14 protein-coding genes are annotated in these 14,520 nt (G+C 44.5%); 6 read left to right on the top strand and 8 right to left on the bottom strand.

Annotation, left to right across the window (positions count from 1 at the left end; all coding sequences use genetic code 11):
• Positions 1-3: 3 nt before the first annotated feature.
• The 8 genes from nuoE to dapA all read right to left on the bottom strand — a co-directional run bounded on the left by nuoE (position 4) and on the right by dapA (position 6,052).
• Positions 4-1,092, bottom strand: coding sequence for an NADH-quinone oxidoreductase subunit NuoE (gene nuoE, locus F551_RS0107495; RefSeq protein ID WP_018996880.1), 1,089 nt, complete (start codon positions 1,090-1,092; stop codon positions 4-6).
• Between the two features lie 3 nt (positions 1,093-1,095).
• A complete protein-coding gene (locus tag F551_RS0107490; protein ID WP_018996879.1) occupies positions 1,096-1,443 on the bottom strand; it encodes a nuclear transport factor 2 family protein in 348 nt (115 codons plus the stop codon).
• Positions 1,440-2,639: an NADH-quinone oxidoreductase subunit D gene (locus F551_RS0107485; protein ID WP_018996878.1), complete on the bottom strand. Its 1,200-nt coding sequence runs from the start codon at positions 2,637-2,639 to the stop codon at positions 1,440-1,442. The genes F551_RS0107490 and F551_RS0107485 overlap by 4 nt, the downstream gene beginning before the upstream one ends.
• Positions 2,639-3,265: an NADH-quinone oxidoreductase subunit C gene (locus F551_RS0107480; RefSeq protein ID WP_018996877.1), complete on the bottom strand. Its 627-nt coding sequence runs from the start codon at positions 3,263-3,265 to the stop codon at positions 2,639-2,641. The genes F551_RS0107485 and F551_RS0107480 overlap by 1 nt, the downstream gene beginning before the upstream one ends.
• On the bottom strand, positions 3,262-3,807 hold the full coding sequence (locus tag F551_RS0107475) for a NuoB/complex I 20 kDa subunit family protein (RefSeq protein WP_018996876.1): 546 nt from the start codon (positions 3,805-3,807) through the stop codon (positions 3,262-3,264). Before F551_RS0107475 ends, F551_RS0107480 begins: the two co-directional genes overlap by 4 nt.
• A 1-nt stretch (position 3,808) precedes the next feature.
• Positions 3,809-4,183, bottom strand: a complete 375-nt coding sequence (gene ndhC, locus F551_RS0107470) for an NADH-quinone oxidoreductase subunit A (RefSeq protein WP_018996875.1) — start codon at positions 4,181-4,183, stop codon at positions 3,809-3,811.
• 504 nt (positions 4,184-4,687) lie between these two features.
• Complete coding sequence (smpB, locus tag F551_RS0107465; protein ID WP_018996874.1) at positions 4,688-5,164, bottom strand: SsrA-binding protein SmpB; 477 nt, start codon at positions 5,162-5,164, stop codon at positions 4,688-4,690.
• Positions 5,165-5,173: 9 nt separating this feature from the next.
• Complete coding sequence (gene dapA / locus F551_RS0107460) at positions 5,174-6,052, bottom strand: 4-hydroxy-tetrahydrodipicolinate synthase (protein ID WP_018996873.1); 879 nt, start codon at positions 6,050-6,052, stop codon at positions 5,174-5,176.
• A gap of 114 nt (positions 6,053-6,166) precedes the next feature.
• On the opposite strand from dapA, the gene F551_RS0107455 reads away from it, so the two are divergent.
• The 6 genes from F551_RS0107455 to meaB all read left to right on the top strand — a co-directional run bounded on the left by F551_RS0107455 (position 6,167) and on the right by meaB (position 14,509).
• A complete protein-coding gene (locus F551_RS0107455) occupies positions 6,167-8,212 on the top strand; it encodes a lytic transglycosylase domain-containing protein (RefSeq protein WP_018996872.1) in 2,046 nt (681 codons plus the stop codon).
• Positions 8,213-8,345: 133 nt separating this feature from the next.
• Positions 8,346-10,370 carry a methylmalonyl-CoA mutase family protein gene (locus F551_RS0107450; RefSeq protein WP_018996871.1) on the top strand — a complete coding sequence of 675 codons (2,025 nt, stop codon included), beginning with the start codon at positions 8,346-8,348 and terminating at the stop codon, positions 10,368-10,370.
• Positions 10,371-10,450: 80 nt separating this feature from the next.
• On the top strand, positions 10,451-12,634 hold the full coding sequence (gene scpA / locus F551_RS0107445; RefSeq protein WP_026296713.1) for a methylmalonyl-CoA mutase: 2,184 nt from the start codon (positions 10,451-10,453) through the stop codon (positions 12,632-12,634).
• A 33-nt stretch (positions 12,635-12,667) separates the two neighbouring features.
• Positions 12,668-12,994, top strand: coding sequence for a hypothetical protein (locus F551_RS0107440; protein ID WP_018996869.1), 327 nt, complete (start codon positions 12,668-12,670; stop codon positions 12,992-12,994).
• A 42-nt stretch (positions 12,995-13,036) separates the two neighbouring features.
• Positions 13,037-13,540 carry a CC0125/CC1285 family lipoprotein gene (locus F551_RS0107435; RefSeq protein WP_018996868.1) on the top strand — a complete coding sequence of 168 codons (504 nt, stop codon included), beginning with the start codon at positions 13,037-13,039 and terminating at the stop codon, positions 13,538-13,540.
• Positions 13,541-13,543: 3 nt separating this feature from the next.
• The gene (gene meaB, locus F551_RS0107430; RefSeq protein ID WP_018996867.1) at positions 13,544-14,509 is read left to right on the top strand and encodes a methylmalonyl Co-A mutase-associated GTPase MeaB; all 966 of its coding nucleotides are present in this window, start codon (positions 13,544-13,546) and stop codon (positions 14,507-14,509) included.
• Positions 14,510-14,520: the final 11 nt, after the last annotated feature.

The raw sequence follows: 14,520 nt of genomic DNA, 5'->3' as shown, positions 1-14,520 counted from the left end.
ATCTTATTCCCCTTTTTCGCTAACTTTGGATTGACGTCGAGAAAACTCTGTTTCACCTCCGACAGACAGTAATCTTGCTTGTGGAATCCAATTTTCTCGTTCAACTCTGCCTTTGAAACTCAAATAGCCATTTACCCATTCAATGTTGGCTTTGCTCCAGTCAGCAATTTGAGAGAAGTGAAAAACTCCCAATTCATTCAAAGTGGCTTCAATTTTGGGACCAATTCCCGACACTTGTTTGAGATCATCAGCTTCTCCTTCTGGTTTGTCTAAAAAGAGAGGTCTGTCCGTATCTTCAAGTGTTGGCTTACCTGCGTTTTCAGTTTTCTTTGGAACTTCAGTTTCTGTTTTATCAGCACTGGCATTGTTTTCCAGTTTCGGACTGGACGCTGTCTCTTTAACTGCCACATCCGGTTCAGCACTTTCTACGACACTAGACGGAGCGCCCGGAATACTCGTTAATTGCCTAGCCAATGACCCATCATATAAACTCTCATCCAACAAAGTGGTCATTCCACCTTCTGGCGCACTAGTTTGCCGATCAATTCGTGTGCCAGGTTGAGGGTCCTTACCGGCAACAAAATCATCTAGCAATTTTGCCATGCTGGTTTCATCTAAATCTTCAAAATAATAGTCATTTATTTGAGCCATAGGCGCATTCACACAAGCGCCTAAACACTCTACCTCTTCCCATGATAGTTTGCCATTTGCGCCAACACTGCCTTTGTCACCAATTTTCGATTTACATACCTTAATCAAATCATCGGAACCACGCAGCATACAAGGTGTTGTTCCGCAAACTTGAACATGGAATTCACCAACTGGCTGCATGCGGAACATTGTGTAGAATGTCGCGACCTCATAAACCCTTATATAAGCCATTTCCAAACGGTCTGCGACTTCCCGCATTGCTGGTTCGGAAAGCCAACCACCATTATCCTTTTGAGCCAACCATAACATTGGGATAACGGCCGATCGTTTTCTTTCATTAGGATACTTCGATAGCCAGAACGCTATTTTTGCTTCAGTTTCTTGTTTAAAAGAGAAACTTGAACCACCAGCATCCATATCAAATCGTCGAATATTACTCATGAATCAACTCGCCTTAACGTATTCGATGCGAGAGATAAGTCCGTTCTTAATTGTATAGATGCATCCTACTTGAAAACTTTTATCTCCGTTTCCGCGATCAACGTCTTCATGATCGATGACTGTGTCGCCGAGTACGATCCGATGGAGCAACTTTGCTTTATTGCTTGGAAAATCAGAAAAAATTCCGACATGACGTTCTCTAAACGCTTTCATCCCCTCGCAGACAATATCTCCCAGATAGCTCGTGATCAGAATGTCATCAGAAAAATATCCACAAAATTTATCAAGGTCCTGCGCATTATACGCATCAAGTTGACCGCCAACTAATTGTTCAGGTGTCAAATCAGTCATCGGTCAATTTCTCCAAAAACAATATCTAATGACCCAAGAATGGCGGAGGCGTCAGCTAATTGGTGCCCTTTGCATAGGTGATCCATTGCTTGAAGGTGGGCATAACCCGGGGCCTTGATCTTTGCTCTATACGGCTTGTTAGTCCCGTCGGAAACGAGATAAACACCAAACTCCCCTTTAGGAGCCTCTACGCAAGCGTATATCTCGCCTTCAGGAACGTGAAATCCTTCGGTATAAAGCTTGAAATGATGGATCAATGCTTCCATAGAGCCCTTCATCTCCGCTCTCCGTGGCGGAGAATACTTTGACTTCTCAGGGAGAACTGGCCCTTGAGGAATGTTGTCGATGCATTGTTTTATAATCTTTACCGATTCACGCATCTCTTCCATTCGACACAAATATCGATCGTAACAATCACCATTCTTACCAACAGGAATGCCAAATTCTAATTCTGAGTAAATTTCGTAAGGTTGCGACCGCCGTAAATCCCACGCGATACCAGAACCTCGAACCATAGCGCCGGAAAAGCCCCAATCCAGCGCAGTTTGAGCGCTAACCTTTCCAATATCTACATTTCTTTGCTTGAATATCCGACTTTCAGTCAGCAAGCCTTCAATATCATCCAGCACTTTTAGAAACGGGTCACAAAAGTCATAAATGTCTTCGAGCAACTCAGGAGGTAAATCCTGATGAACGCCGCCCGGACGGAAATACGCAGCATGCATTCGGCTTCCTGAAGCACGTTCATAAAAAACGAGCAGTTTTTCACGTTCTTCAAAGCCCCAAGTTATGGGTGTTAGTGCTCCAACATCCATGGCTTGAGTGGTTACATTCAATAAATGCGATTGCAGGCGTCCTATTTCAGAATATAGAACACGAATAAAAGAAGCTCGGCGAGGCACTTCAATGCCTGCCAATCTCTCAATTGCAAGACACCAAGCATGTTCTTGATTCATCGGCGCACAATAATCTAAACGATCAAAATACGGCATCGCCTGAAGATAGGTTTTGTGCTCGATTAGCTTTTCGGTGCCGCGATGTAGTAAACCTATGTGAGAATCAACACGCTCTACTATTTCACCATCGAGCTCCAAAACCATCCGCAACACGCCGTGCGCTGCCGGATGCTGCGGTCCGAAATTGATAGTGAACTTGCGGTTTTCTTTGTCGTTTGAAGAAGAAGTGCCATCAGCCATTATGCTTCCTCCCCATTCGCTTTTTCATCACCCGGAAGTACTTCTTGCATTCCTTCCCAAGGTGAAAGGAAGTCGAAATTACGATATTCCTGCACGAGTTTAACAGGTTGATATTTCACACGCTTTTCAACTTCATCATATTTCACTTCAACATGCCCAGTTAAAGGGAAATCTTTGCGAAGAGGATGCCCTTCAAAGCCATAATCGGTCAAAATGCGCCGTAGATCTGGATGATTTGAAAACAGAACACCATACATATCGAATGCTTCACGTTCATTCCAATTTGCGCAAGGGAACAAATCAACCAAGCTTGGTACTGGCCCCTCTTCATCTGTAGTCACCTTAACGCGAATACGTTGATTCAAACTCATCGAGAGAAGATGATAAACCACTTCAAATCGTTCGACTCTTTCAGGGTAGTCGGCAGCACAAATATCAACGAGAGTTTCAAACCGACATTGAGGATCATTTCTCAAAAAACGAACTAATGATTCTATTTGATCCCGTACACCGATTACCACAAGCTCTGCATTCTTAACTGAACATGATTTTACCGCATGCGGTTGCTCGGTCTCAATATGACTGACCAATTCTTCAAGGGCTTCGATATTGATGTGATTGCTCATCTATCGATTGTCCCTTCACGGCGAATCTTCTTTTGCAACTGCAACAAACCGTACATCAAAGCTTCTGCAGTCGGTGGGCACCCAGGAACATATACGTCTACAGGAACAATGCGATCGCAGCCTCGCACGACTGAGTAGGAATAATGATAATATCCACCACCATTGGCGCACGACCCCATGGAGATCACATAGCGCGGCTCCGCCATTTGATCGTAAACTTTACGCATAGCTGGAGCCATTTTGTTAGTTAGCGTTCCTGCCACAATCATAAGATCTGATTGACGCGGCGTACCACGAGGCGCCATTCCAAAACGTTCCATGTCATAGCGTGGATTCGCTGCGTGCATCATCTCCACTGCACAGCACGCAAGTCCAAAACTCATAAACATGAGAGAACCAGTCCGCGCCCATGTTATCGCATCATCCAATTTAGCTACAACAAAACCTTTGTCAGCCAATTCATCTGACACACCAGCGTAAAACGGGTCATCAGATGCAATCGATGCTTCTTTCTTAAAATTTGGACCAGGCATTTTGTTCATATTATTCCCACTCCAACGCGCCGGAACTCCACTCATAAATGAAGCCGATTGTTAATACGCCCAGAAACACCATCATTGACCAGAAGGCTTCGACATTCCCTGCGTCAACTTGAAAAATCCAGGGAAATAAAAACGCGACTTCTAGATCGAAAATGATGAAAAGAATCGCCACCAAATAAAAACGAATATCAAACTTCATTCGCGCATCATCGAATGGATTAAATCCACATTCGTAAGCGGAATTTTTTTCGGGATCAGGATTGCTGGGAGACAGAACCGCAGAAAGCAACAAAAATGCAAGACATAGGGCAAGACCGAAAACAAAAAATATGATTACCGGCAGATAATCTAGAACAAGTGGTTGTACGTCTTGCATCGCATCGTCCTATCAACTTGCAAACTGCACATCACTACCTTGGCAAAACAATTGTCTAGCCACAGCAAAACATTTCTAATCGTGTCAAAAATGTATTGCCCAAAGGCAGTATTGACGCACGTAACACCAAGCCGAAAAACGGTTTGCAATCTTTGCTGTAGCAAGGGAAACAGCCCCCAGAGAGCTACGAAAGTTAGAATTATCTATGCAGTTCTAAGGTTAAAAAGCAACAGTATCTCACCAAGAGTTGGTTTCAGTATTGTTGGATACCTTTAGTAACATGATTTTTTTGTAATTTTAGCCGCAATTGCAAACCATTCTTATTTTACAACAACTAGCCTCAATGGTTTGCATAAGGGACTTTCAGGGCGATTCACTAAAAAAATACGTTCAATTATATTATCTTAGCGATTCTTTGGCCGACTAACGCCATTCTTTCAAAAGAAGTTTTACTTCTATGATTCACGATCTAAAATTAGACTTATCCACATAAAAACGAGTAACTTAACCCTTGTTTCTCATTAGACGGGCTTTTTGTTTATCCCAATCTCGTTTCTTCTCTACATCTCGTTTGTCGTGGTTTTTACGCCCTTTCGCGAGCCCTAGCAACAATTTCGCTATCCCACGCTCATTGAAATAGAGCTTCAGCGGCACAATCGTCATCCCATCACGCGTGATTCCCTGCGTTAGTTTTACTAACTCTTTCTTTTTCAAAAGAAGCTTTCGCATCCGCAATGGCTCGTGATTAAATCTTGCAGCCGGCGGGTAAATTGGAATAGTCGCGTTGACCAAAACAATTTCCCCCTGCTCATCTCTGGCATAACTCTCAGAGATGTTTGCGCGACCTAAGCGCAGTGATTTTACTTCGGTTCCGAGGAGCGCAATCCCAGCTTCGAGTGTATCAACGACTTCATAATTTCTTCTAGCTTGACGGTTTTCGGCAACGAGCCCATTTCCATCATTCTTTTTCTTTTGAGCCATTTCTACCTTCTAAGACAGTACGCCTGCTTCACGCATAGCTGACCGTATTTCATTCTTAACATCTTCAGACTGCACTTCTAGCATTGGGCGACGCACATCCGGCATACATAGTCCAAGTTCAGCCATAGCAAACTTTACTGGTGCGGGGCTTGGCTCCAAGAACAATACTCGATGAAGCTTTTGCAGAGAATCATTTATCTTCCGTGCTTTCCCAAAATCACCGGCCATTAATGCGTTTTGCATGTTAGCGCATGCTTTTGGAGCCACATTTGCGGTCACTGAGATACAACCATGACCACCTAATGCATTAAACCCAATCGCACTCGGGTCATCACCACTTAACAGCACAAAACCATCTTCACTTTCGGCTGCTTGCCAAGCAACACGCCCAAGATCTCCAGTTGCATCTTTAATTGCAATAATATTTGGATGTTTTGACAATTCACCCAAAGTCTCAGGTTCTAAGTCAGAAACCGTTCGAGATGGAACGTTGTACAATACTAATGGTAATTCCACTGCATCAGCAATGCCAGTGAAGTGAGAAATAAGGCCCAATTGAGAAGGTCGGTTATAATATGGACAAACTGTAAGTGCAGCATGAGCTCCAACCGCCTTAGCATGCTCTACTAAACCAATAGCTTCACGAGTCGAATTAGAACCAGCGCCCGCAATGACAGGAATTTTACCAGCCACGATTTCAACGCACAATTCTACGACGCGCCTGTGCTCTTCGTGTGATAAGGTCGCACTTTCACCAGTCGTTCCACAAGGCACTACAGCATGCGTACCCGCTTCTACCTGGCGGACTACCAATTTCTCAAATGCTTGCTCATCCACTTTACCATCTCTGAAAGGTGTTATGAGTGCAGGGATTGACCCTTTAAACATGGTGTCCTCCAATACGAGTCGACTTTTTATATTTTTCAAAAAACGCTCACTTACCGTTCACGTTTATCGATTACTAAGTGTGGTTATTCGCATCCCAACCAGGTTTTGCAAGTCATGAATCGAATTCTTTGTATTGCTTTTATTACTTTTTCACTCGGCACGCCGATAGCGAGCGCTGTTCCTACAGCTCCGTCGTTAAAGCCAAACAACCAATTTCAATCCAATGTTATTGAAAATAATGCATATAAAAACCTAAACGATGCACTAAATGCTGCGGATCGGGGTAATTGGTCAAAAATCCGCAATGAGTTAAAAAGAAATAACTCTGAAGCAGTCAGCAGCCTTCTACTTTGGAAGCTTACGACAAATTCAAGTGCAAATCCCACCTTTAAAGAATTGAAAACAGCACTCAATTTGCTGCCAGACTGGCCAAAACAACACGAAATCCAAAAGCAAGCCGAAGGCTTATTGTCTTCGTCAGGCATGAAAGATCACGAATTAAAGAATTGGTTTGAAACATTTCCGCCCATTACGGGAACAGGAAAACTGGTGCACGCGCGCCTGCTAAAGCGATCCGGTCAAAAAGAACAATCAAAAGCGTTGATCAAAGATATTTGGTGGAACCATTCACTCGCATATTCAAATGAGAAAGAACTCATTCGTGAATTTTCTTCTTTCATTTCTCAATCAGACAATTCAAAACGCGCAGATATGCTCTTGTGGGCCAATCAGAGAAGTGCAGCAAAACGGCTGATAAAGAAACTGCCCTCATCTGAACGAAAGCTCATTGAAGCCAGATTGGCGCTTATGGAAAAACGCCGCGGTGTCGATAAGCTTATCAAAGCCGTTCCCAAAAGCCGACAAAAAGATCCAGGCCTTCTTTATGAGCGCGCTGTTTGGAGACGCAAAAGAGCTAAAAATTATGATGGGGCAATAGAGGCGATACTTGATATTGACCCCGCTCTAACTTCCGTTTCTGGTAATACTAAGATTTGGAGAGAGAGACGGTTACTGCTTCGAACGCTAATAAAAGAAAATCGTTGGGCCGAAGCCTACAAGATTTCAGCTCAGCACGGAATGACGAGAGGTGTCGGTTTTGCTGAAGCGGAATTTTACTCCGGCTGGACTGCCCTTCGCTACCTTGATCAGCCCCAACAAGCTTTAGAACATTTTACGACACTCTCAGAGGGCGTCGGTTCTCCTATTAGTCTTGCAAGAGGACTATACTGGAAAGGGGAAGCTTTAATTGCTCTAAACGAGGTCGAAAAAGCTCAGGAAGCATATGTAGCAGCCGCTCAACATAATCACGTTTTTTACGGTCAGATGGCTGCACAACGCTTGAAATCACTTGGAGTTGATGAGGTCCAACTTGAATTCATAATTCCTGAATTAGCGACAGAAGAAGATAAGCAAGCTTTTGAAGCCAAGCCAATTATCCAAGCTGCAAAGTTATTGGCAGAGTCCGGTAGAAAGAAATCGTTTGAACGCTTTTCGTTTCACATCGATGATTCGCTTGAATCACCACAGGACCACCAATTGTTGTCTGATCTCGCAATTCACTATTTGGAACCTCGCGCAGGCGTTAGAAACGGTAAAGCAGGCTTAGCCAAAGGGAATTTAGCTCCCGATGCTGCATTCCCAGTTGTGGAACTTCCGCAAAGCACGGGATCAGGAATAGCTGAACCAGCTTTGGTAATGGCACTATCACGTCAAGAAAGTGAATTGATGCCAACAGCGGTCAGCCACGCTAACGCACATGGAATGATGCAACTTCTCCCTGCAACAGGTCGGCAAAAAGCGAGAAGCTCAGGCCTCCCCTACAGAACAAGCTGGCTTACAGATGACCCAACTTACAATTTTCGTTTAGGCCGTGGCTACCTCGACGATTTGATAGATGACTTCAATGGTTCATATATATTGGCTCTTGCTGCCTATAATGCAGGGCCAAGTCGCCCCAAAAGATGGATTCAAGAATATGGTGATCCCCGAAAAGGTGAGATTGATCCAATTGATTTCATAGAGAGCATACCTTTTTCTGAAACCAGAAACTATGTTCAGAGAATTTTGGAAAATACTCAGGTTTACAGACATCGTTTGAGTGGATCTCCAACAGACATTCGATTGATGAATGATCTGTCTCGCGGAAACATAAAAAACTGATCAATCCGCCAATTTAAATCGGCGACATATTCCTGTTTAAAGTCGTGACGTAATGTCACGCCCCTTGGCGTGCACATCAAATATATGCTGTACTGCAACAAAAGATATAATATAATTTCAGGAATTTTACGGGATGGCAAACAACAAAACTTTTCAACTCTCTTCTGAGTTCGAAAATGCTGATGAAGCTCAATGGCTTTCTCTTTTAGACAAAGCACTAAAAGGAAGACCTCCTGAATCAATCAATTCAAAGACTTATGATGGTCTAACCATTAAAGCTCTTTACAGAGATACAGACTGGGAATCATCAACCGACAAATCCGGACTTCCTGGACAGTCTCCATTTATACGAGGCGCAAGCCCATCAAAAGATAAATACCTGCCATGGGATATTCGTCAGATTGTCTCGCACCCCTCTCCAACTGAGAGCAATAAATCTATTCTTGAGGATTTAGAGAATGGCGTGAGCTCAATAGAATTCCGTATTGATGAAAACGGTGAGCGCGGCGTTTGTATTCGTACATTGGAGGAATTCAAACAAGCGCTAAACGGGGTCAAACTCGATTGGGCACCTGTCGGTCTTGATGTTACAGCGGCTTCCATTGAATCTGGACTAGCAGCCAGCGCATTCCTGGCTTCTTATGCAAGAGAAAATAGTGATGATGTTTCTCAAACAAAACTCGCATTTAATTATGACCCGATTGGAACACTAACACGTTCCGGACATTTCGCTGGGACACAAGTTGATATTCAATCAAACATTACGGACATAGTTGAATCACTTTCTAGCGAGTTCCAAAATTCCACCATTTTACGCGCTGATTCACGTCCAGTTCATGAAGCTGGAGGATCTGAGGCTCAAGAACTAGCCTCTCTAATTTCCACAGCAACGCAATATACTCGAATGCTGGTCGAAAAAGGTGTTTCACCCGAAAAAGCAATTGCAAGCATCAATTTCACGGTCGCCATTGGCGCTGACTACATCGTTGAAATAGCCAAATTACGTGCGGCAAGACGCATGTGGGCGAAAGTTGCAGAAGAGTTTGGAGTTAAAGAACAGAACTTCAAAATGACGATTCAAGCAGTTTCTTCTCGTCGTATGCTGACAGCTAGAGACCCTTGGGTGAACATTCTCAGAAATACTGCAGCATGCTTTGCAGCAGGTGTTGGTGGCGCAGACATTGTGACCATTCGTAACTTCACTGATGCGCTTGGCTTACCTTCACCTCAAGCCCGTCGAATTGCACGCAATACGCATATTATCGCGCAAGAAGAATCTTCACTGGGAAAAGTTCTTGATCCTTCAGGTGGAACTTGGAGTATTGCGTCGCTTTCTGATGAGATTGCCTTAAAAGCTTGGGGCATTTTCCAATCTTATGAAGCTGAGGGTGGATACATTTCCGCTATTCAAAACGGTACCCCACAATTAGCCGCAAGCAATGTAAGAACTACACGAGTAAGAGATATTGCCTATCGGAAAGTTCAAGTTACTGGGGTATCTGATTTCCCGCTTCTTGATGAAAATGAAGCGGAGTATGTAAAGCCTGATTTAAAGGGTGTTTTATCCAAAGCTGCACAAGCCACGGGGCAAAAGCCATCATCATTTAAGATCAATGATCTTATAGTCAGTGCTCAAAAAGGTCTCACAATTTCAGAACTCACCCCGTCTTCAGAGGATAATCTAGAGGCTGATCCGTTCTGGCCAATGCGTCTTGCAAAATCTTATGAAAATTTACGTGATTACGCAGAGAAATCTGAGAAAAAGACAGGCAAAACGCCCTCTGTTTTCATAGCTGCGTTGGGGCCACTCGCCGAACACACTGCTAGAACATCATTTGCCACTAATTTCTTTGCCGCTGGAGGACTGAAAGCTGTTTATCACACGGGCTCAGCTGATGAATTGGCAAAAGCATTTGAAAACTCAGACTGTCTATTAGCTTGTATCTGCGGAAGTGACGATCGCTATTTGCAGGAGGCAGCAGATACCGCTCGTGAGTTGGGTGCTGCGGGCGTAGGTCGTCTATATCTTGCAGGCAAACCACCAGCAGAGACTAGAGATGCTTGGCAAGAAGCAGGCATGGACGAGTTTATCCATATCGGTGTCGACGTTGTAGCGAGCCTTGAACTTGCTCACTCCGAACTTGGTTTGGCTTTGTAACGCTTCTTAGTATCAATATTTGAAAGTCCCCCAAAGATGCGAGATCAGGACTTTTCAAGCACTCCCCAGGAGATATGAAAATGACAATCAAGACACCAGACTTTACCAAGATCAAGTTAGACTTACCTGAATCCGGTGTGGTTAGTGATAAATCGTTAACCGACTGGCAACAGCAATCTGGTGACGCTGCTCACGAGATATGGGAAACTCCAGAAGGAGTGAGTGTAAAATCACTTTACACATCAAAAGACACCCAAGACCTTGATTATCTAGATGATTGGCCCGGAATAGCCCCTTATGGTCGTGGCCCATACCCTACTATGTACCCGCAGCGCCCTTGGACAATCCGCCAATACGCAGGTTTTTCTACGGCAGAAGAATCTAACGCTTTTTACCGTCGCAATCTGGCGGCAGGACAAAAAGGATTGTCAGTTGCCTTCGATCTAGCAACACACCGCGGTTATGATAGTGACCATCCACGTGTTAGTGGCGATGTAGGAATGGCCGGAGTGGCGATCGATTCCATCCTTGATATGCGTACCCTCTTCGACGGAATTCCGCTCGATAAAATGTCAGTCTCAATGACGATGAACGGTGCCGTACTTCCAATTCTTGCACTTTTCATTGTGGCGGCAGAAGAACAAGGCGTTCCACCTGAAAAGCTCTCAGGAACTATTCAGAACGATATTTTAAAAGAGTTCATGGTTCGCAACACCTATATTTATCCCCCCACACCATCCATGCGGATTATTTCAGATATCTTCGCTTACACATCGAAGAATATGCCAAAATACAATTCAATTTCAATCTCCGGCTATCACATGCAAGAGGCTGGAGCGACTGCTGACCTTGAGCTGGCATACACGCTCGCAGATGGTGTAGAATACATCAAAGCAGGTATGGAAGCAGGCCTTGATGTAGACGCTTTTGCTCCTAGATTATCATTCTTCTGGGCGATAGGCATGAACTACTTCATGGAAGTTGCCAAAATGCGCGCGGGACGTCTTCTTTGGTCAAAACTGGTCAACCGTTTCAGCCCGAAGAATTCTAAATCTCTTTCATTGAGAACTCACTCTCAAACTTCAGGATGGTCCTTAACTGCACAAGACGTGAACAACAATGTTATAAGGACATGTCTTGAAGCGATGGCAGCCGCTAATGGACAAACCCAGTCATTGCACACCAATGCATTGGATGAGGCACTAGCTCTGCCAACAGACTTCTCAGCTAGAATTGCTAGAAACACTCAAATCTTCCTTCAACAAGAGGCTGGCACTTGTCACACAATCGATATGTGGGGTGGATCATACTATGTTGAACGTCTAACTCACGACCTTGCAGAAAAAGCTTGGAAGCACATCGAAGAAGTAGAAGAGATGGGCGGAATGGCAAAAGCAATCGAAAAAGGCCTTCCAAAACTTCGTATTGAAGAAGCAGCTGCAAACACTCAAGCGCGCATCGATTCAGGCGTGCAGTCTGTTATTGGTGTCAACAAATATCAACTTGAGGAAGAAGAAGATGTACCTGTTCTCAAAGTTGATAATGCCAGCGTGTACAAGCTCCAGCTTGAAAAGTTGAAAAAGCTCAAAGACATGCGTGATGATGCAGAAGTCACAAAAACTCTTGAAGCGATTTCCAATTCGATGAAAACTGGAGAAGGCAATTTGCTCGAACTCGCAGTTAATGCAGCAAGAGCCAAGGCTACAGTCGGTGAAATCTCGCTTGCTATTGAAAATGTAGTTGGACGCCACAAAGCAGTCATCAAGTCTATTCAGGGAGTTTATGCCGCAGGAATGGAAGCCAAATCGGAACGTGTGAGCAAGGCGCTCGAAGGTGCGAGTGAGTTTGAAAACAATGAAGGCCGTCGTCCTAGAATTCTAATTGCTAAAATGGGGCAAGATGGTCACGACCGCGGTCAAAAAGTTGTGGCATCTGGAATGGCTGATCTTGGTTGGGATGTTGATATTGGTCCACTCTTCCAAACTCCCGAAGAAGTAGCACGCCAAGCTGTTGAAAATGACGTTCATGTTGTTGCCGCTTCCTCTTTGGCAGCTGGGCACCTCTCACTCGTACCGGCTTTGAAGAAAGCGCTGGCCGCGGAAGGACGCGACGACATTATGATTGTTGTTGGTGGTGTTGTGCCTCCACAAGATTATGATGAGTTGTATGCTGCTGGTGCGGCAGCAATTTTCGCTCCAGGAACAATTATTGCTGAATCATGTATTGAACTTATTGCCAAGCTAGGGTCACAATTGGAGCATTAACTCCAAATTGCTACTTTTAGAATCGGAGGCCCCATGCCGAATGCAGATACAGAATTAGACCGTTGGTTAAATGGACTAAGTCAGATTGTCAGCGAAGTGTTGTGGAGAGATTGGGATCCCATGGACGTCAATGAAGATCCGTCTTCATCCGATGTCTATGACCCATTAGTGCCAGGAGTGCTGCGATTATTGCTAAATGATGCAGAACCGGCTGAGATTGCTGATCACCTTTGGAAGCTGGAAGAAGAAGATCTAAAACTCTCGGTTTCTCAAGCAGATACAGTTGATGCTGCCAATATGCTTGTAAATGAAACACACATTTATATGGAAGAGCACCCTCAGCCGAGCTCCTTCAAATAAATCTTAGTTGAGTTTCTAACCGACCACTTTGGAGGACCATCCATGAAACGTACAATTGCTTTATTGCTTTCCACGTCTCTATTTCTTGTTGCCTGCGCAACTGCGCCAACTTTGTATGGCCCAAAGAACAAGGATGGAATTGGCTTTGCAGAACAGAAAATTGAATCAAACCGATTCACAATAACATTTTCTGGTGGAACGGATGCCTCTCCGCTCGAGGTTGAGAAGTTCGCATTACGACGTGCTGCGGAGATGACGATCGAAAACAATCACACTCTATTTCATGTTATCTCCAAATCCACTCAACGAGTTGGAGGTCATGACAACAAGGGAACCAATGTCGGTGTTTCAGCGGGTGGTGGCTCAAGAGGAAGTGGCGTTGGAGTAGGTATTGGCTTTGACTTAACACCAACAAGAAAATCGTATGAAACCTATCTGGAGATTCTGACGAGCGATAAAATGTTGGATACTGTTTCTCAGGACATGGTCTACAACGCTCGTTCTGTTCTAGACGCTTCAACCTTAGATCAAGTAGTCACGGAATAGATTTTGAAACTTCAAAAAATAACTACAGACAGCCTCTCTACACGTGCAGGGCTTGCCAAGGCAATTACGTGGGTGGAATCCAAAAGAGCAGATCATCAACAAAATGCTCGAGATTTACTTTCCGAAGTCATGGATAAAACCGGAAAAGCAATCAGAATTGGCATTACTGGCGTCCCCGGAGTAGGTAAATCAACCTTTATTGACAACTTTGGCTCTCTTCTTACTTCGATGGGGCATAAAGTTGCAGTTCTAGCCGTCGACCCTACATCGCGCAGATCTGGTGGCTCCATTCTGGGCGATAAGACTAGAATGGATCAGCTCTCGGTAGATCAAAACGCTTTCATTCGCCCCTCACCGGCAGGTGACACACTTGGCGGAGTTGCACGAAAGACGCGCGAAACACTATTGATGTGCGAAGCGGCTGGATATGACATTATTCTTGTTGAAACCGTCGGAGTTGGACAGTCAGAAACTGTCGTCGCTGACATGGTAGACCTTTTCCTCGTCCTCATGCTTCCCAATGCCGGAGACGAGCTACAAGGGATAAAAAAAGGTGTACTGGAAGTTGCCGATATTATAGCGGTAAACAAGTGTGATATCGATGAAAAAGCGGCTTTGCGCGCCGCGAGACACTATAAGAACGCCCTTCATATAATGACACCAGCTGACCCGAGCTGGCTGCCCCCCGTTGCAACGATATCAGGTGAGTCCGGTATTGGATTAGAACAATTGTGGGAAACTATTAAAAAACATGAGACGACAACAAAGCAGTCAGGGTCTCATCATAAGCGTCGCTCGGAACAACAGCTCAGATGGATGGACTCTTTGATAAGTGACTCTCTAATGACTGCTTTCACCCATCACTCAGGCGTAGAAGCAATCCTTGAGGATGTGAAAAATCGTGTCGCTAAAGGACAACTGCCCGCCAGCAAGGCAGCCGACCTTCTCATGGCTAAATTTCGAGACTAAAACCCATTTTG

This window comes from Hirschia maritima DSM 19733 (assembly GCF_000378345.1).
Taxonomy (GTDB): domain Bacteria; phylum Pseudomonadota; class Alphaproteobacteria; order Caulobacterales; family Hyphomonadaceae; genus Hirschia; species Hirschia maritima.
This window is presented reverse-complemented; position numbering and strand designations above follow the sequence as displayed.